General features: G+C 46.7%; 23 protein-coding genes and 1 pseudogene. 15 read left to right on the plus strand and 9 right to left on the minus strand.

Features of this window, described 5'->3' with window-relative positions; genetic code table 11:
- The 5 genes and pseudogenes from N7974_RS20920 to N7974_RS18230 form a co-directional block, all read left to right on the plus strand.
- Positions 1 to 108: pseudogene (locus N7974_RS20920) on the plus strand (IS5 family transposase); the annotation flags it as partial.
- Positions 109 to 1027: 919 nt separating this feature from the next.
- Complete coding sequence (locus tag N7974_RS18215; protein WP_262966980.1) at positions 1028 to 1792, plus strand: Crp/Fnr family transcriptional regulator; 765 nt, start codon at positions 1028 to 1030, stop codon at positions 1790 to 1792.
- Between the two features lie 501 nt (positions 1793 to 2293).
- A complete protein-coding gene (locus N7974_RS18220; protein ID WP_262966981.1) occupies positions 2294 to 2491 on the plus strand; it encodes a CsbD family protein in 198 nt (65 codons plus the stop codon).
- 88 nt (positions 2492 to 2579) lie between these two features.
- Positions 2580 to 2870 carry a CsbD family protein gene (locus tag N7974_RS18225; protein ID WP_262966982.1) on the plus strand — a complete coding sequence of 97 codons (291 nt, stop codon included), beginning with the start codon at positions 2580 to 2582 and terminating at the stop codon, positions 2868 to 2870.
- Between the two features lie 127 nt (positions 2871 to 2997).
- On the plus strand, positions 2998 to 3150 hold the full coding sequence (locus N7974_RS18230; protein WP_262966983.1) for a lmo0937 family membrane protein: 153 nt from the start codon (positions 2998 to 3000) through the stop codon (positions 3148 to 3150).
- 194 nt (positions 3151 to 3344) lie between these two features.
- Here the strand turns inward: N7974_RS18230 and N7974_RS18235 are convergent, their stop codons facing one another.
- The 5 genes from N7974_RS18235 to N7974_RS18255 form a co-directional block, all read right to left on the minus strand.
- On the minus strand, positions 3345 to 3929 hold the full coding sequence (locus N7974_RS18235) for a winged helix-turn-helix domain-containing protein (protein ID WP_262966984.1): 585 nt from the start codon (positions 3927 to 3929) through the stop codon (positions 3345 to 3347).
- Between the two features lie 203 nt (positions 3930 to 4132).
- The gene (locus N7974_RS18240) at positions 4133 to 4576 is read right to left on the minus strand and encodes a PA2169 family four-helix-bundle protein (protein WP_262966985.1); all 444 of its coding nucleotides are present in this window, start codon (positions 4574 to 4576) and stop codon (positions 4133 to 4135) included.
- Between the two features lie 53 nt (positions 4577 to 4629).
- On the minus strand, positions 4630 to 5145 hold the full coding sequence (locus N7974_RS18245) for a hypothetical protein (protein ID WP_262966986.1): 516 nt from the start codon (positions 5143 to 5145) through the stop codon (positions 4630 to 4632).
- Between the two features lie 17 nt (positions 5146 to 5162).
- Positions 5163 to 5570: a BON domain-containing protein gene (locus tag N7974_RS18250; protein WP_262966987.1), complete on the minus strand. Its 408-nt coding sequence runs from the start codon at positions 5568 to 5570 to the stop codon at positions 5163 to 5165.
- Positions 5571 to 5737: 167 nt separating this feature from the next.
- Positions 5738 to 5998, minus strand: a complete 261-nt coding sequence (locus N7974_RS18255) for a DUF883 family protein (RefSeq protein ID WP_262966988.1) — start codon at positions 5996 to 5998, stop codon at positions 5738 to 5740.
- A 903-nt stretch (positions 5999 to 6901) separates the two neighbouring features.
- Between N7974_RS18255 and N7974_RS18260 the strand changes: the two genes are divergently transcribed.
- The 6 genes from N7974_RS18260 (at position 6902) to N7974_RS18285 (ending at position 10343) form a co-directional block, all read left to right on the plus strand.
- Positions 6902 to 7468, plus strand: coding sequence for a hemerythrin domain-containing protein (locus tag N7974_RS18260; protein ID WP_262966989.1), 567 nt, complete (start codon positions 6902 to 6904; stop codon positions 7466 to 7468).
- Between the two features lie 106 nt (positions 7469 to 7574).
- Positions 7575 to 7805 (plus strand): hypothetical protein, encoded by a 231-nt coding sequence (locus tag N7974_RS18265; RefSeq protein WP_262966990.1) that lies wholly within the window; start codon positions 7575 to 7577, stop codon positions 7803 to 7805.
- Positions 7806 to 7869: 64 nt separating this feature from the next.
- Positions 7870 to 8103, plus strand: a complete 234-nt coding sequence (locus tag N7974_RS18270) for a glycine zipper domain-containing protein (protein WP_262966991.1) — start codon at positions 7870 to 7872, stop codon at positions 8101 to 8103.
- 88 nt (positions 8104 to 8191) lie between these two features.
- The gene (locus tag N7974_RS18275) at positions 8192 to 8560 is read left to right on the plus strand and encodes a phage holin family protein (protein ID WP_262967001.1); all 369 of its coding nucleotides are present in this window, start codon (positions 8192 to 8194) and stop codon (positions 8558 to 8560) included.
- 161 nt (positions 8561 to 8721) lie between these two features.
- Positions 8722 to 9948 carry an IS256 family transposase gene (locus N7974_RS18280; RefSeq protein WP_262966992.1) on the plus strand — a complete coding sequence of 409 codons (1227 nt, stop codon included), beginning with the start codon at positions 8722 to 8724 and terminating at the stop codon, positions 9946 to 9948.
- Between the two features lie 65 nt (positions 9949 to 10013).
- Positions 10014 to 10343, plus strand: a complete 330-nt coding sequence (locus N7974_RS18285; protein WP_262966993.1) for a hypothetical protein — start codon at positions 10014 to 10016, stop codon at positions 10341 to 10343.
- 79 nt (positions 10344 to 10422) lie between these two features.
- Here N7974_RS18285 and N7974_RS18290 read toward each other — a convergent pair whose 3' ends face one another.
- The 4 genes from N7974_RS18290 to N7974_RS18305 all read right to left on the minus strand — a co-directional run bounded on the left by N7974_RS18290 (position 10423) and on the right by N7974_RS18305 (position 12001).
- A complete protein-coding gene (locus tag N7974_RS18290; protein ID WP_262966994.1) occupies positions 10423 to 10611 on the minus strand; it encodes a hypothetical protein in 189 nt (62 codons plus the stop codon).
- 447 nt (positions 10612 to 11058) lie between these two features.
- Complete coding sequence (gene smbP / locus N7974_RS18295; RefSeq protein ID WP_262966995.1) at positions 11059 to 11376, minus strand: small metal-binding protein SmbP; 318 nt, start codon at positions 11374 to 11376, stop codon at positions 11059 to 11061.
- A 102-nt stretch (positions 11377 to 11478) separates the two neighbouring features.
- Positions 11479 to 11655, minus strand: coding sequence for a CsbD family protein (locus N7974_RS18300; RefSeq protein WP_262966996.1), 177 nt, complete (start codon positions 11653 to 11655; stop codon positions 11479 to 11481).
- A gap of 169 nt (positions 11656 to 11824) precedes the next feature.
- Positions 11825 to 12001, minus strand: a complete 177-nt coding sequence (locus tag N7974_RS18305) for a hypothetical protein (protein WP_262966997.1) — start codon at positions 11999 to 12001, stop codon at positions 11825 to 11827.
- Between the two features lie 289 nt (positions 12002 to 12290).
- Between N7974_RS18305 and N7974_RS18310 the strand changes: the two genes are divergently transcribed.
- The 4 genes from N7974_RS18310 to N7974_RS18325 all read left to right on the plus strand — a co-directional run.
- Positions 12291 to 12785, plus strand: coding sequence for a PRC-barrel domain-containing protein (locus tag N7974_RS18310; RefSeq protein ID WP_262966998.1), 495 nt, complete (start codon positions 12291 to 12293; stop codon positions 12783 to 12785).
- Positions 12786 to 13289: 504 nt separating this feature from the next.
- Complete coding sequence (locus N7974_RS18315; protein ID WP_262966999.1) at positions 13290 to 14615, plus strand: PQQ-dependent sugar dehydrogenase; 1326 nt, start codon at positions 13290 to 13292, stop codon at positions 14613 to 14615.
- 179 nt (positions 14616 to 14794) lie between these two features.
- Positions 14795 to 15121: a four-helix bundle copper-binding protein gene (locus N7974_RS18320; protein ID WP_262967000.1), complete on the plus strand. Its 327-nt coding sequence runs from the start codon at positions 14795 to 14797 to the stop codon at positions 15119 to 15121.
- Between the two features lie 232 nt (positions 15122 to 15353).
- Positions 15354 to 16640, plus strand: a 1287-nt coding sequence (locus N7974_RS18325) for a catalase (protein WP_317451629.1), incomplete at its 3' end; no start/stop codon positions are given.

Genomic DNA, 16640 nt, shown 5'->3' on the forward strand with positions numbered 1-16640 from the left:
TTTGGTAAACTCAAGCACTATCGCAGAATTGCTACACGATATGAGAAAAAAGCTATTAATTACATGGGGATGCTGTCATTTTCCTCGGTGCTTTTATGGCTGAGGTGAAACGTCAACAGAACCTAGACAAAAGCCTGTCCCAACTAAAATTAGCTTTAATTTGGACAAAGTTTGCATTAAAAAACACTGATTTTACTCATTTACGCGCGAATCCTTACCATCGGTGTTCAGCCAATATCTTTAACGTGGAAATGTTGGGCACGAAAAGACATGCCCAACTATCAGGCTACCAACGTAACGCCGACCACGCTATTTTCCCTTTAAAAAACCGTTGTGCCGTGCGATAGCTGCCACTCTTTTCAGTCCAACGCGATAAGCCAAGAATGGTTAAATGTTCCGTCATTGGTAACATGGATTTAATAATCAGCGTTATTTGTTTTAGAGTCGATTCTGGTAAATGTGGACTTAGGTTGTTTACTATTGCTATAGTGTGCTTAGTTAACCAAAAGAACGATTTGTTCCGCCCCCCCCTGGAGTCCTTGGTATCACTAGCTTGTAGCCGAAATATCGATTTCAAATTCGGCTGATATATTTTTAATAACTTATTGAATAATATAACATATTAACTATGGGTACTAATAAACAAAAGGATCTAAAGTTTCACGAGCTTTAAACTGTCTACTGAGTACCAAGAAATTTAACACCGTCCGATTTTAGTTTCATAAATGAACCGCTCTGTAACTCTTATTTTAATGGGGTTAAGGAGGGCTAAATAGCTAACATAGCAAGTAAATCGTACAAAATATCATAAACCTAACAAATAATAAGTGAAATTTTGTAAACGTAGAATTCGCAATACCCAGGATTTTAAGTTCTCAAAAAAGCACATCTAAAATCAGCCAATTTTTGGGAGATAGAAAATCGCCTTTAGAGCTTTATGCATAATAGGTTAACTAAAATCCCATGAAACTTTAGATCCTTTTGTTGATTAGAACCCAACATTAACTAACTAATATGAAGATTACTTATGGCTAAACTAGATAGTCCTCGACAAAACTATCTTCTCAATGCACTCCCGGTAACCGAATACGAGCACCTTTTTCCTCATCTGGAGCAAGTCCCGATGCCGCTCGGCAAAGTACTTTATGAGTCCGGAGATGAGTTGCATCATGCCTATTTCCCTACGACCTGCATCGTGTCAAAACTTTACGTTATGGAGAATGGCGCATCGGTGGAAATTGCCGTGATCGGCAACGATGGCATCATTGGTGTCAGCCTCTTCATGGGTGGCGGCGGCATGCCCAATCGCGCCGTCGTACAGAGCGAGGGCTACGCTTATCGGCTGAGAGCGCATGTACTTATACAGCAATTCAACCGCTTTGGGGGACGTCGTAGCGGAGTGCTCAACCATTTGTTGTTGCATTATACCCAGGCGTTACTTACCCAGATGGCACAGACAGCGGCCTGCAATCGGCATCATTCAGTGGACCAGCAACTCTGCCGCTGGCTACTGCTTAGCCTCGATCGGCTTGCTTCTAACGAGTTGATCATGACCCAGGAATTGATCGCCAATATGCTCGGCGTGCGCCGTGAAGGCGTCACGGTAGCCGCCGGAAAATTGCAGAAAGCGGGATTGATTAATTATCACCGTGGTCACATCACAGTGCTGAACCGACCGGGATTGGAAGCGCGAGTCTGCGAATGCTACCAAGTAGTCAAAACGGAATTCGATCGCCTTCTCCCCCGCTCACCTGGTGGTGGGCCATTCGAACGGTGCGTTAACTATCGTTAATTGAAATGATCAACTAAAAACTAGATACTATCAAACAGCGTTAAAAAAATTTCCAGTTTTTGCAAAAAGAGCATCTAAGTTTTTCCAGTAAAAATTGGCTATTATTGCCCATCCCATCGGCACCAACATGGTTTTGCACCATTACTTGAACAAATGGCACAAGAAATTTCTGATTGGACTATTCAGGTGTCTAAAGACCATTAAAACTAATGCTACTTTTGGCAAGGTTAAACCGGAAAACCAGGGCAATATTGTTCTGCGCTTGTTTTATGACTTTGCTCTAGCAACTGCAATGCGGCGTTAGAGGTGTAAAACCATTCAACACAGTTTTTTGTGCTGGTTGAGTTTATGAAAGCCACTATGGCGATGTCCATTGTGAACTAATTTCCAGTCGGTTCGTTACCGCACCGACCAAGTTCAATTTTGTGTGTAAAATTTTTAACCAGTGGTTGGAAATAGGTTTTCGCAGCTCACTCATGACTAATTTATCAGGAGATTCACATGAACAAAGATCAAGTAAAAGGCCGTATCGAAGAAACTAAAGGTAAAATTAAAGAAGCGACCGGCGTTATTTTGGATGATGAAAATATGGAAGCAGAAGGAAATATCCAAAAAAATATCGGCAAGGCTCAATCAGGACTTAGTGATCTGAAAGAAGACACTAAAGAGTCAATTAAAAAAGTTATCGATAAAATCTAAAACCAGCGGCTTAGGCGAGACAAGCCCAAGTCAGTTTGCGGCATCGCCACAAGCAAATAATTACAAGCCATTTTTACAGGAAGAAAACATGAAAATTAACGAGATGAAACTTAACAATTTTGGACTGGCCATCATTTTAACCGTTTGTTCATTTGGCGCTTACGCCGCAGAAAGCCAAGACCAGTCACTTGTCAACAAAGATCAGGTCAATGGCCGGGTTGAGGAAGCAAAAGGTGCTGTTAAGGAAACCACTGGTCAGGTGATAAACGACAAAAGTATGGAAGTCGAAGGCAATATTCAAAAAAATGTCGGTAAAGTACAGTCAGAATATGGCGATATTAAGCAAGACATCAAGAATGAAGCCAAGAAAGATAAATAAAAACAAGGGGTTAAATATTTCTGTTACGGTGAGTGGATAAGCCACCTGGTTTTTTCGTTACCGAATATCCTTTATCACTATTACTTCATATCGTCAGTCAATCGACAGGCCCTTACGGAGAAAAACAATGCTTGAATCCATAGCTATCATCCTAATCGTCCTTTGGGCACTGGGTTTAGTATCCGCCTACACATTGGGCGGGTTTATTCATATTTTATTGGTTTTCGCAGTCATCATAATATTATTACGTATTATTAATGGCCGAAGATCTGGCATTTAAACGCCCTTAGAATTAAAACCAGACGGTTGCGCTGTTAGAGCTGTCTGGTTTCAATCCACTTTGCTCGATCAGTGCGATAGCCACTTTTTAATGACAAAAAAACGGCACCCTTCATTTTGAAGCAAAAGTAGTGAACAGTTGACACATAAGGCACAACTGTCCCTCAGGTTTCCCTGATATGTTTTTTAAAAAAGTCAGCCTAAAAAATGCTTATTGTTGGCTTTGAATTGTATCTGTAAGAGCCGGTCCAACCAATCGGGGCGGCGAGTAAATTTAATGGCCTTTTCATGTTTTTCCTCATCCTGGCGGTCACTGATGAAACGCGCTTTTTGGTAACTTAAGCCCAGTTTTTTCAATAAGCTTGGCAAGTATTTTAGGTTATAGCAAACAGAAAAATTGAGCACAATGAGCTCTGCAATCATGGCACAGTTCCATATTCCGCTAGAAAATCCGTGAGCTTCAGGGCCTTGAGTTACCATGATGCATAATTGTTTTTGCTCCGCCTTCGTCAGTTTTTCTTTGCGGCCACGTCCGTGGTAATGCTTACCCATTACCCAATCTATTCCTCCGGACATGAATTTTAGTAGCCAGTTGACGATAGTTTTGGCGTTTATTCCAAACAGTAGTGCAATCTCCTTTACTTTTCCCCCTTCGCCATAACAAATCAGTGCTGTTGCTAATCGGTAGGCTTGAATATTTTTTAATTTGAACGCGATTAACAAACTTGCTCGTAGTTTTTCTAATAGCGTTTTGGAAATAGATATTGCTAACACTGCCATTGATATGATCACTTAATATTGGTAATATGATCATATTCTAACGGAATTTTTGGAAGTTTAATTTCTGAAAGTCTATAGGTGACTCCCATTAAAAACATCAAAAACTTTTATTTAAAAGCCGGTAACACAATAAATAAAGCCAGCGCGAATAAATTTGAGTTCACGCTGACTTCATTTAAAAACTGCGTGCTAAGCTGGAAAACCTAATCAGTTTCCGCGGCCAAAAGCCGATCCAAAGTGCGTATATGCGCTTGTTGAGCAGGCAGCAGCTTCGTTTCAATCAAAGAGCGAATATCTGAAGACAGCTCAGTCTCCTGCAACGCTTCCTCATAAGCGTCCGCGCCACTTTTTTCTCCGCCCTGTAAAGACTTTAGTGCCGCTTCTTTACCCAGCAGATTAGCGCTTCCCTGGACTATTTTCGCCCAAGTTCCCCAGGCTCCTGAGTCCTCACAGGGGGTCCCTCCCAGTCGACTGATGAGTGCCTGTAAACTGGAAACTGCCTCTTTATGATCCTCATAAATGGGCCTTAGATCCTTCGATTCACCCAGTCTGGCATCTTCCCGAAGTTTATCCAACGCCTGTTGGTAGGTTTCCGTTGCAGATAATTCATCTTTCAGAAATTTGTTGAGTGTTTCAATGTTATGCATAATAAAAATCCTAATTGATTAATTCTTGATTACGTACAATAGCATCATCAAGCTTAAACTAACGATTCCCCAGTCGAGGAAATATCCTCGGCATGGTTGCGCTCGAATATTTTTTTTGCCTGATCAACGGCTTCGCTGGTAGGCGCATGTACGGAAATCAGCGCGCTTCCACCCGTGATTTTTCCTTCATAGCGTTTGGCTTCATACTCCGGGATACCCAGCCCGATTAAAGCGCCAGCCAAACCGCCGGTGGCCGCGCCTACGGCCGCACCGCTCAGTGCTCCCATAATGGGCCCTGCGGCGATTAACGGACCGACGCCTGGAATAGCCAGAGCGCCAATCCCGGCTAACAAGCCAAGCACAGCGCCGGTCCCTAAACCCACGGACCCACCAATAGCAGCACCTTCCGGCGCTTTGGTATGCTTTTCATGCGCAAAATCCTTGGTGGTGGATTTGTCGGGAAACAGCACCGATATATCATTATTTGAAAAGCCTGCGGTAATCAGGTCATTAACAATGATTTCTGCCTGATCGGTATTTTTGGCGATACAAAAAACTGCTTTAGTCATGTCATTCTCCTGGGCTTTTATGGCGCTTTAATTTCAAGTTCATTATTTACCTGCATTACACCAGGCGTTTGCTTGGTGATATCTTGCAGTTTAATTTTTTCGGCTTCACTTTCAACAGGCCCGCGTAAAGTCACCACGCCATTACGGGTGATGATTTTTATATTTTGCGCATTGACTGATAGCGACTCATTTTTAACCACAGCTTGCCGTATGGCAGCTGTGATTTTGATATCGCCTTCGGTTTCCTTTTGATCTTCCGGGGTTAACGTCGTGTTATCCTTGTCGCGAACATTGATCTCGGTATTTTCCAATGCCGAGTCGGCCGCCAAATAGATGGCGGTATTCTGTTCGGCTCGAACAGTACCCGTCATCATTAGTAAACTGCCCGTCAAAGTGAACATAGCTAACAATAAGCGTGTAGACATAGTAAGCTCCTAAATAGTGAGTGTTTCTTTTTCGAAATAATTGAATGGCATCGGCTTTATCCTTCTGATTCAACGAATGACCACTCACTTTACCTAACCACAAACGACATTGTTATTCCGCTGTTGCTCGGTAAAACCTGTTATCGCACGGCAACCAGGTCGATGGTCTAGCGACTGCTCATCAGACGGCTTAACAGAAAACCGGCTCCGACGGCTATACCTAATGAAGCTGCGGGGTTTTTATGAATGTAACCCCGGCAGTTTTCTAAAAACTGCTGCTCCACATTTTTCAATTGCTCGCTTTTTTGACCCAGTGCTTCTGCCGCCTGAGTGGTTGCATTGGCTACTTTGTCGACAGTCGAGTGAGCTCCTGATCTAAGTCTGTCAACGGTGTCATCGACAGTATGGGTCTTGTCTGTTGCTTCCATAATGGATTCCTTATAAAAAATGCAAAAGGATCTGTTAAGTTTTAAAATCTGATGGTTTCAAAACCATGCTGATTAAAGATGGCACGCCGACATTTACATTCTTTAAATGGCTGCAGGTGGACTGAACGATTAATGATTGAACACCAAATAAATAATGACCAAAACAATCACCGGCACGCCAACTAGCCAGCCTATGAAATATTTACCCATGACACATCTCCTAAAATATTCGTATGTATATGTCTATTGATTGATTTTGGCTCGCATTAAAGAGGCTGTTAAAAGACCTCATGATGCAAGCTGGTGTAAAGTTTATGGGAAAATCGTCTTAGAGTCGGTGCGGTGTCGCACATTGAAGATGAATTGCTTTATCTGCCAAAACTCAGGTTTTTTGAAAATTATTTTAATCTCCCAAATTTCTTTTTTAGTTCAATTTTCATCCGGTAAACCTTCCAACACTTGTGTAGATGACAAGGTAGCTTAAAGACTCATTGTTAGACCCAACGAGAGTGTAGCGCTTGGGGTCCGCTGGTATAGCTCGACTTAAAATGCCACCCTTGTCATCTACGCCATCCATACGCACTTGCCGGAATGATGCTTAAGCAGGGCTCCGATTGCAGACGAGCTGGATGGATGATCATTTCATAAAACCGGAGTCTTCTGCCGTCACCGATTCGCAGGGGTTTCCGAGCCCGCAAAAAAATCCTACGCTATGTTAGGTAACGAACCGACTTAGCGGACTTACCAACCTATTATGGTTACAAGCGAGACGGGCCATCGCCCGGGGACATAGCTTCTGAGCCGGTCCGGGGGGGTGGCAGCCAGCGACATTCCGCAGCCGTAAAGAGCCGCATGACTTGGAACCCCCAAGTCTGACCTTTAAAATTTCTTGAGGACAAAGTTATGACGAAGACCGCACTTAAACCCGCCATGCAGCACGGAGAGGACGCCATCACGCTACTCACTGAAGACCACAAGAAGGTAAAAAAACTGTTTGCGGATTTTGCCAAACTCGCCAAGGGCGATGGCAGCGATAAAGCAAAAGCAGAAGTGGTTCGGCAGATATGCACGGAACTGACCATCCATGCCCAAGCCGAGGAAGAAATCTTTTACCCGGCGGTTCGCGCCGCCATCAAGGACGACGATTTGATGGACGAAGCTGACGTGGAGCATGCCGGAGCCAAGAACCTCATTGCGCAACTAGAGGCCATGACACCCGCACACGACCACTACGACGCAACGGTTACCGTGCTTGGCGAGAGCAGCGATCATCATGTCAAGGAAGAAGAGGGAAAAATGTTTCCCAAGGCAAAGAAAGCCAAGGTCGACACCGCCGCTCTAGGTGCAGCATTGATCCAACGCAAGCACGAGTTGCAGGCGGAGAGAGGCGAAGCCGAACCACCGGTCAGCCCAATCGCGTTGAGTGTTGCCAACATGGCATCCTGCTTAGGCCGCCCTGCGGTTTCGTGAATCCCAGTGCCGGTACTACCAAAACGGTGGCACTGGCACAGGAGCCGCGAAGTCAGTCAAGAATGAAATGCAACTCAAATAAACTTAACTAGACGAGGAAACTACCATGGACATTACAGATAAAGTATCCCATTCCGCACATGAAGCTTACGATAAAATCGCCGATGCGACCAGTCAGGCTGCGGAAACGCTTGGCGAAAAAGGCGAACAACTGAAAAAAACCGAGCAGCAATTGATGAAAAATTGCTCAGGTTTTATCAGCGACAACCCCATCACGTCGGTGAGTATCGCGGTAGCGGCAGGCTTTCTGCTGAGCCGCTTGGTGAGCGGCCGTTAGATTGTCAAACATCATGAACCCGACGCCGCAAATGACCTACGGCTTAAATAGAGAGGAAACCATCATGGAAATAATAGACAAAGCTGCTAATTCTGCACATGAGTCTTTCGATAAGTTCGCCAGTACGACCCATCAGGCCCCGGAAGAAGCGCTTGGCGAAAAAGGCGAGCAACTCAAAAATTCCGAGCAGCAATTACTGGAGGATTGCCGCGTTTATGTTCGCGACAACCCCATAACGTCGGTGGGTATCGCAGTGGCGGCCGGCTTTCTGCTGAACCGCGTTTTGAGCGGCCGTTAGACCGTCAAACCTCATGAAGCACGACGCCTTAAAGCATGAAACGCCTGTTCAAACTGAAACGTGCGGTGATCCGGGGAGCTGCGCCGGTATGCTGGAAGATGCTCAATCGCTATGGTGTGAGCTGCGCGGGCTAACCCACGATCGTTTTCGGCTTGCCACGCTGGAGACGCATCGGGCTGGCAAGAGCCTGGTGGACATGATCGTAGCAGGAGTGATGGTTGGTGTGTTACTGATCGGTGCCTGGCTAGGACTCATGGCAGCCGCCGTGCTGAAACTGGTCGAGCATGGCATCGTGGCAGCGAGTAGCGCCATACTGCTTGCCGTCGCTTCCAATTTGCTGATTGCACTTATATTCTTTGGCGTGATACGCCGTAAGAGCCGCTATCTACAATTTCCCGCGACCCTTCGCAGTTTTCAGACCCCGTCTACTGAGCGACGGGATAGGGAGAAGTCATGATTAAGGCCCACTTTCCAAAGCGAAACAAACCAAAGTCTCTGTCTCTGAGGATTCAAATCGGAGAGGCTGAGCGAGAACTTTTGATCCGTCAACGAGGGTGTAAATAATTTCGTGTAACTGCTCATTTTTAGTATAGTGAAATTCCTTTAGGAGGAATGAAAATGAGCGATATTATCAAAGACCCCATTTTAGTTTCAGCGATTCAGGATCTGGCTCGTGGTATTAAATCCGAGGCTGACCTCTCTTCGTTAACCCGAGAGCTACTCAAAATCACCGTAGAGGCCTCACTCAATGCGGAAATGGAGGCTCACTTGGGTTATCCCAAGCATTCGCCTGCGGGGCATAATTCCGGCAACAGCCGGAATGGCTATGGTACTAAATCACTTAAAGGTGATCACGGTGTGCTTGAGATCGAAACGCCACGAGACCGCAACGGCACTTTTGAACCTCAGTTTGTACGTAAAAATCAAACGCGGTTAACGCATTTTGATGACAAAATTCTGACCTTATATGCAAAGGGTATGACAACACGGGATATCGTTGATACTTTTGAAGAAATGTACGGTGCAACTATTTCTGCCACTCAGGTTTCAACGATCACCGAAGCTGTTATGGAAAAAATCATCGAATGGCAATCCAGGCCTTTAGATGAGGTTTATCCCATTATCTATCTGGATTGTATCGTGGTAAAAGTCAGGCAAGATAAACGCGTTATTAACAAGGCAGTTTATGTAGCACTGGGTGTCAATATGGCAGGCCAAAAGGAATTGTTAGGGCTCTGGTTATCCGAAAATGAAGGCGCCAAGTTTTGGCTTTCTGTATTGACCGAGCTTAAGAATCGAGGCATCAAGGATGTGTTTGTTGCTTGTGTGGATGGCTTGACTGGATTTCCGGATGCCATCGCCACAATCTTTCCTAAAACGCAGGTTCAGCTCTGTATTGTCCACATGGTGCGGAATTCATTACGCTTTGTTTCCTGGAAAGATCGAAAACTGATTGCAGCAGATCTCAAGAAAATCTACCAGTCAATCACGGTTGCAGAAGCAGAAATGGAGCTCGAAGCCTTTGCGAGGACTTGGGACAGCCATTATCCATCAATCAGTCAATCCTGGCGTAATCACTGGCCTAACCTGATTGCTTTCTTTGATTATCCTAATGAAATAAGAAAGATAATTTATACTACCAATGCCGTTGAATCCGTGAACAGCGTGATTAGAAAGGCGACTAACGCCAGGAAAATATTTCCCAATGATCAATCGGCAACGAAAGTCATTTATCTGGCAATAGAGAACGCGTCAAAAAAATGGTCTATGCCATTGCGCGATTGGAAACCGGCCATTAATCAGTTTATGATGATGTATCAGGATAGGATGCCCGATTTTAATTAATAGCAGTTTACACAGATTTTCTTACACCCTCCCGTCAACGGAGGGTCAGAGTTTGCACTGCCACGTTGGTCCGAAACATACATCAACAGGTGACCGCTCCGGCCACTTTACTGCTGGCTGGCGGCATCGGTTTTATCCTTGGCGAACTTACCCAGCGCCAAACCACCCAATCCCGAGGCACTGCCGGTAAGCTACGCACTACCGAAACGACACCCCTGAAGACTGCGCTGAACCTCATGACCTCGATCCACACCTTATACACAGCCTTGCCTCTAGCCTGGTTAATGAAGGCCTTCTACCCGCGGGATTTGTCGGGTCAAACGTCCGAACAGCAATCCCAACCCATGACATCGGTTTCCAATGCAACCGATAGCCGCCGAAGGTCAAAGCGATAGCCGAGCATGTTCAACATGACACACCTGTCAGCCAGCCCCCAACCTTTGCTGGCAAACAGGGTTGAAATTGACCCTATCTTTAATTTAATCTTTCAATTGCGCTTTTTAGAATCTGTTTCTTGTCTTCAACTGTAATTTCATAATCATTCAGCGAAGCCAAAACCTTGTTTATCATCCCTAACATTTCATCACTAATTGTTTTTCCCTGTGGTGTAATAGGGCTATTATCCACATCAGGATGGCTCAAATTTTGTCTTGGTGTCTCCATATGTTCACATCGATATCTGATGTTCCTGGCGGCTTGTCAATTACTACGCCTGGCTGATTATTTTCAAGTTTTTGATGCCCATTTTTGTTACCAAATAATTTGTTACATAACTTTGACGGTGCCAGTTCCGTGGCTATTGGGGTTCTGTGTGTATCGACATCAGGTTTAAAGTAGCTAATTTACTCCTTAAATAATCTCTTTCATATTCTACTTGTTCAAATAATTTCTTCGTAAATTCCAATTCACCAGCTGTTGCCTGTCGCTTACTTTTCGATGGTGGCTTTCCTTTTGATATAAAGAGTCTGAATTAACTTAGCTGAGCTTGGTACGGTCTATAATTTGTGCGTTTGGCAATTTTTATCGACCGGCGCTGGTTTAATTTTAAAATAGCAAAAAAAAGCGGGTTATTCACCCGCCGTTCCTTGCGTTACCGAAGCCGACGCTCTTTTATTGCGCGGCTTTCAGATGCGTTACCGCTTCTTCGGCGGATTTCTTCGCTAAGTCGGTATGCTTCAGCTTGCCGTGATCGGTAGCATCATTCAGGCTCGTGATGCCAGCATCCAAATGTTCATCGGCGGTTTTTGCATGGGTCTTCGCTGCCTCCGCATGTTCGACGATAGCCTTGCTATCGTCGGCTTTAGCTGCGGACTCTGCGTGCTTAAGTGCTTCTGTCATGTGACTTTCCCCGGCATAAGCGCCAAGCGAGGCTAAGGTCAAAAAGATGCCAGCCCATAAATCGGTGAGTTTCATGTTGGTGTGTTTCATATTCATTTCCTGTGAAAAAAGTATTTGTGAGAATCTCGTTGCCGCCGTGCAGCAGCAGGCCAGCATTTCTGGAATCGGCTGCACGGCTCAGCGGTACGCGTTTTATTTGTTTTTCTTAATATCTTCCTTGAGATCACCAAAGCCCGCCCGGCCCTTGCCGACGTTCTTTTGGATATTTCCCTCTACTTCCATACCCTTGTCGTCCAGCACCTTACCGGTGACTTCCTTGACTTTACCTTTGGCTTCTTCGACTCGGCCTTTTACTTGATCTTTGTTCATGATTGTCTCCTGATAATGTGTTAGCCATGACCAGATAGTCATGACCAAAGCCTGGAATGATGTATCCCATCGCTTAACGATAACAGTACACGCTAAACTGAACGCGTTCGGTGCGTTAACGCACATAGATTCAGGGTTGTCCTTAAATGCGCAGGCTATTTAGAACCGCTTAGGTGCGGTAAGAATAGTTACGGATTAAGTTTGCAACTGCCTCATGACGGTATGGCTTTATTGACGGCATATCGCCGACTTTATCTTTCATCTGCCGCGTATGCAAAACCGGCCATCGTTCAAGAGTGCCGACTGGTTGCGATAACAACTTGTCTATACCGGCTCGATTCATCATAACCATGCAAATGTCGGGGAGCCGGAGCCTATCACCGGAATGCGATAGTATGTGTGATACCGTACCGACGGCGTCTGATGTTTCGGTTAGATTTATAGTTTTTCAGATAAATAATTTCCATACTAACGGATATGATCCCTTAAAGGGATGTTATCCGTGCGGGTTAAAAATTTTATGTAATGGAATTTTAATTTCTGAAAGTCTATAGTTTGGGTTTATGAACATCACGATGTACCGAGTAAATCTGTGACCTTGCTGAGATCGTTTTAAGAAACTGGAAGAGGATGGTATGAAAACATTAAATCCCATTATAACGGTGCTGTTATTGAGTGCGACTTTCGTGGTCACCTCCTGTGCAGTCAAAGAAACGCAGAAGGAACTCAAGCAAGAGGGTCGGGGAGAGTCGGCCAAACGCGCCCAGGCGCCCAACGAGTCGATGCAGCAGGTGACCCGGGCCAGCAAGATCATCGGTACCCCTGTAAAAAATCCCAACGGAGATAATCTCGGCGACATCAAGGAGTTAGTGCTCGATCCGTGGAGTGGCAAAGTGGTCTATGCCGTTCTTTCCTACGGTGGTCTATTGGGTATGGGGGACAAGCTCTTTATTGTTCCTTGGAAGGCGCTTAATTGGCCACTCAATAAAGAATATTACGTCCTCGATTTGAATAAATCTACCTTAACATCGGCTCCGGGATTTGATAAGAAGCACTGGCCGGACACTACGAATACATTGGAATTGCAGCGCGAGGGGCTCAATCAGTTTTATCACAACAATAAACCCTGAAAAATGGCTTCCACGGGGGGCAGCGATCTTTGGAATGATTTGGCAATAACTTGCACTAATCATGAAGGGGGTCTACGCCCAAACCGCCGAAATTTCCGACGCCATGAATATGTTTATAACCTGTTGATTATTAGTGTAATTTGTTGCATATCAAATAACGGTCGTTAAGAAGTTATCAACCTGATAAACATAAATACCGTATAAGGCACGAGCAATTTGTATGTTTTTCTAGCGAAAAACAGGTTAAGACTTAACACCAATGGCTGGACGGAATTTTCGGCGGTTAGGTCTTAGAGCCCCATGAAGCGAAAAAAAGGGGGGCACAAACCGTCTGGGATCGACAACCTAATTATTGACAGGCCCCGTGAAGTACTAACTTCATTCGGCATGAGCTTGACCAAAGGCCAGAAGGTAACAGGCTCAGCCCGAACGATTTCAAACATTTATCAAAATTGAATTATTTACGCCGTTAATTCCTCTTTACCTCTCAACTGGAGATGCCGAATGCACCAACGTTTCATTTTTCGCCTGTTCGTCTGCCTGTTAATACTGAATCTTGACGCCTGTGGTGACGTAGCGACATTGCCGGAACAGGCGGGCATCGGTCCCCATCCGACGCTACCGCCGCCGAACCCTACGCCACTACCTACGGTCAATATAGCGCCGGCCAAAGGCTGGTCAGCAGGCATAACGCCAAGGGCTGCCGCTGGCCTTGCAGTGAACGCCTTTGCGACCGGCCTCGACCACCCGCGCTGGCTCTATGTTCTCCCCAACGGCGATGTACTGATTGCCGAAACCAATGCCCCACCCCAACCCGAAGATAACAAAGGCCTTAAAGGCTGGTTTATGAAGTGGTTCATGAAACGCGCGGGGGCGGGCGTACCGAGTGCTAATCGTATCACCCTGTTGCGCGACACAAATGGCGACGGCATCGCGGAAACGCGAACAGTCTTCCTGCAAGGGCAAAACTCTCCCTTTGGCATGACGCTCGTTGGCAACGACCTTTATGTTGCCAATACCGATAGTCTTGTGCGTTTTCCTTATCGCACCGGCGAAACACAGCTCATTGAACCCGGTGTTAAAGTGCTTGATTTGCCCGCAGGCCCGATCAACCATCACTGGACTAAAAATGTAATCGCCAGCCAAGATGGTTCGCGTCTGTATGTCACGGTTGGCTCGAATAGCAATGTCGGCGAAAACGGTATGGAAAACGAGGTCAACCGCGCCGCCATCTGGGAAGTTGAGTCGGCAACAGGCCGTTCGCGCATCTATGCCTCGGGCCTGCGCAACCCCAATGGCCTTGCCTGGGAACCGCAGCGCGGTACGCTCTGGACTACCGTCAACGAACGCGATGAGATCGGCAGTGACCTGGTGCCCGACTATATGACCTCGGTGAAGGACGGCGCCTTCTACGGATGGCCTTACAGCTATTACGGCCAGCATGCCGATACGAGAGTGAAGCCGCCACAGCCTGATCGGGTGGCTAAAGCCATTGCGCCGGATTATGCGCTTGGTGCCCATACAGCTTCGCTCGGGCTGGTCTTCTATGTCGGTAATTTATTGCCGAAGCGCTTTACAGGCGGGGCATTCATCGGTCAGCACGGCTCCTGGAACCGTCAACCCCGGAGTGGTTACAAAGTGATTTTTGTGCCGTTCGCCGACGGACACCCGGCAGGGACACCTGAGGATATACTCACCGGTTTTGTCAGTGCGCAGGGCGAGGCGCTGGGCCGTCCGGTTGGCGTGGCCATTGACCGGACAGGCGCACTGCTAGTCGCCGATGACGTTGGCAATAGCGTATGGCGAGTGACCCCCGCTATGGCGAAATAAGGCTGCATCTATTTTTTATAGTTTAAACAGGTTGCAACTCCGAACTCAGTTAACTTTAGTGTGCGACAACGCACAGACTTAAGCCGTCAAAACAGAGAAACTGAAACCGTCCCGTAATGGAATAAAAGGGTGCAAATATAAATTAACCACTATTTTTAATTTTAACCAGGAGCAAAATAATGAACACTAAAACCATGCAATCCTGCATCGACGCCTGTACGAAGTGCTATCAGACTTGCTTACAGACCGCCATGAATCATTGTCTTCAAACCGGCGGTAAGCATGTTGAACCGAGCCATTTCCGGCTGATGATTAACTGTGCGCAGATTTGCCAGACTTCAGCTGACTTGCAATTGTCCGGCTCGGAATTTGTCGCACAATACTGCGGCCTTTGTGCTGAAGTATGTGAAGCCTGCGCCAAAAGCTGTGCCACCTTGGGAATGACTGATTGTGAAAAAGCTTGCCGGGATTGCGCGGCAAGTTGTCGCGCTATGGCAAGCCATTAAAAGAGGCTTTATTACACCCAAGATGCACGTAAAGTCCCGAACTTCTGATGGCTTTAACCGTGATAACTTAGTAATGCCATTTCAACAGGTTCTATGCAGACAAACTAGAAGCCACAATCGCCGCCGACGACCGGACCCCTAACTTGCGAGCGCTTTTCCAGTAAAGCAACGCGTTCATAACCCACAGCATCGCGACGGCAAGTAGCCGTCGCGCAAAATCAATTGGAGATTCATGATGACCAAAACAAATACAGGGGGTCAACCCGTCAAGGGCAAACCGGCAAAGTCCGGGCCAGAAGAAGTAACCGTTTCAGCCGGCAGCGGCGGAGAGTGGCACCAAACAACCACCGGCGATCAGCCGGCGTTGACGACGAATCAGGGCTTGACGATTTCCGACAATCAGAACTCCCTGAGAGCCCATTCGAGCGGCCCGACGCTGCTGGAAGATTTTATCCTGCGTGAAAAAATCACTCATTTCGACCATGAACGAATTCCCGAGCGCATCGTCCATGCCCGCGGCACAGGCGCACATGGCTTCTTCGAACTGACCCGATCCCTGGAAAAATACACAACCGCCAAAGTGTTGACCGAAGTGGGCGAACAAACACCTCTCTTTACGCGTATTTCAACCGTGGCAGGCGGGTCCGGTTCGGCCGATACCCCACGCGATGTTCGCGGCTTTGCCGTCAAGTTTTACACGAAAGAGGGCAATTGGGATTTGGTCGGTAATAATATCCCGGTCTTCTTCATCCAGGATGCCATCAAATTTCCCGACCTCGTTCATGCCGTCAAAATGGAACCCGACCGTGGCTTTCCTCAGGCAGCGACGGCGCACGACACCTTCTGGGACTATATTTCACTGACACCGGAAGCAATGCATATGGTGATGTGGATCATGTCCGACCGCACCTTGCCGCGTTCGCTACGGATGATCGAAGGCTTCGGTATTCACTCATTCCGTTTGATTAATGCCGCAGGCGAATCGACCTTTGTAAAATTTCACTGGCGGCCGAAACTCGGTTTACAATCGACCCTCTGGGACGAGGCAGTCAAGATTGCCGGCGCCGATTCCGACTTCCATCGCCGAGATATGTTCGAAGCGATCAGCGCCGGCGATTTCCCGGAATGGGAATTGGCGGTGCAGTTGTTCTCCCAAGAGGAAGCAGAAAAATTCCCGTTCGATCATCTCGATCCGACCAAATTGATACCTGAAGAATTAGTGCCGTTGCAAGTTATCGGGCGCATGGTGCTCAACCGCTGGCCGGACAATTTCTTTGCCGAGACTGAACAAGTGGCGTTCTGTCCGTCCCATATCGTGCCCGGCATCGATTTCTCGAACGATCCATTATTGCAGGGTCGCCTGTTCTCGTATCTGGACACCCAATTATCCCGCCTGGGCTCGGCGAATTTTCACCAGTTACCCGTCAATGCGCCGCAGTGCCCGTTCGGCAATCACCAGCGCGACGGTCATATGCAAATGGCGCAACCGGCCGGACGCGTGTCCTACGAACCCAATACC

The sequence above is a fragment of the Methylobacter psychrophilus genome, assembly GCF_025583945.1.
Taxonomy (GTDB): Bacteria; Pseudomonadota; Gammaproteobacteria; order Methylococcales; family Methylomonadaceae; genus Methylobacter_C; species Methylobacter_C psychrophilus.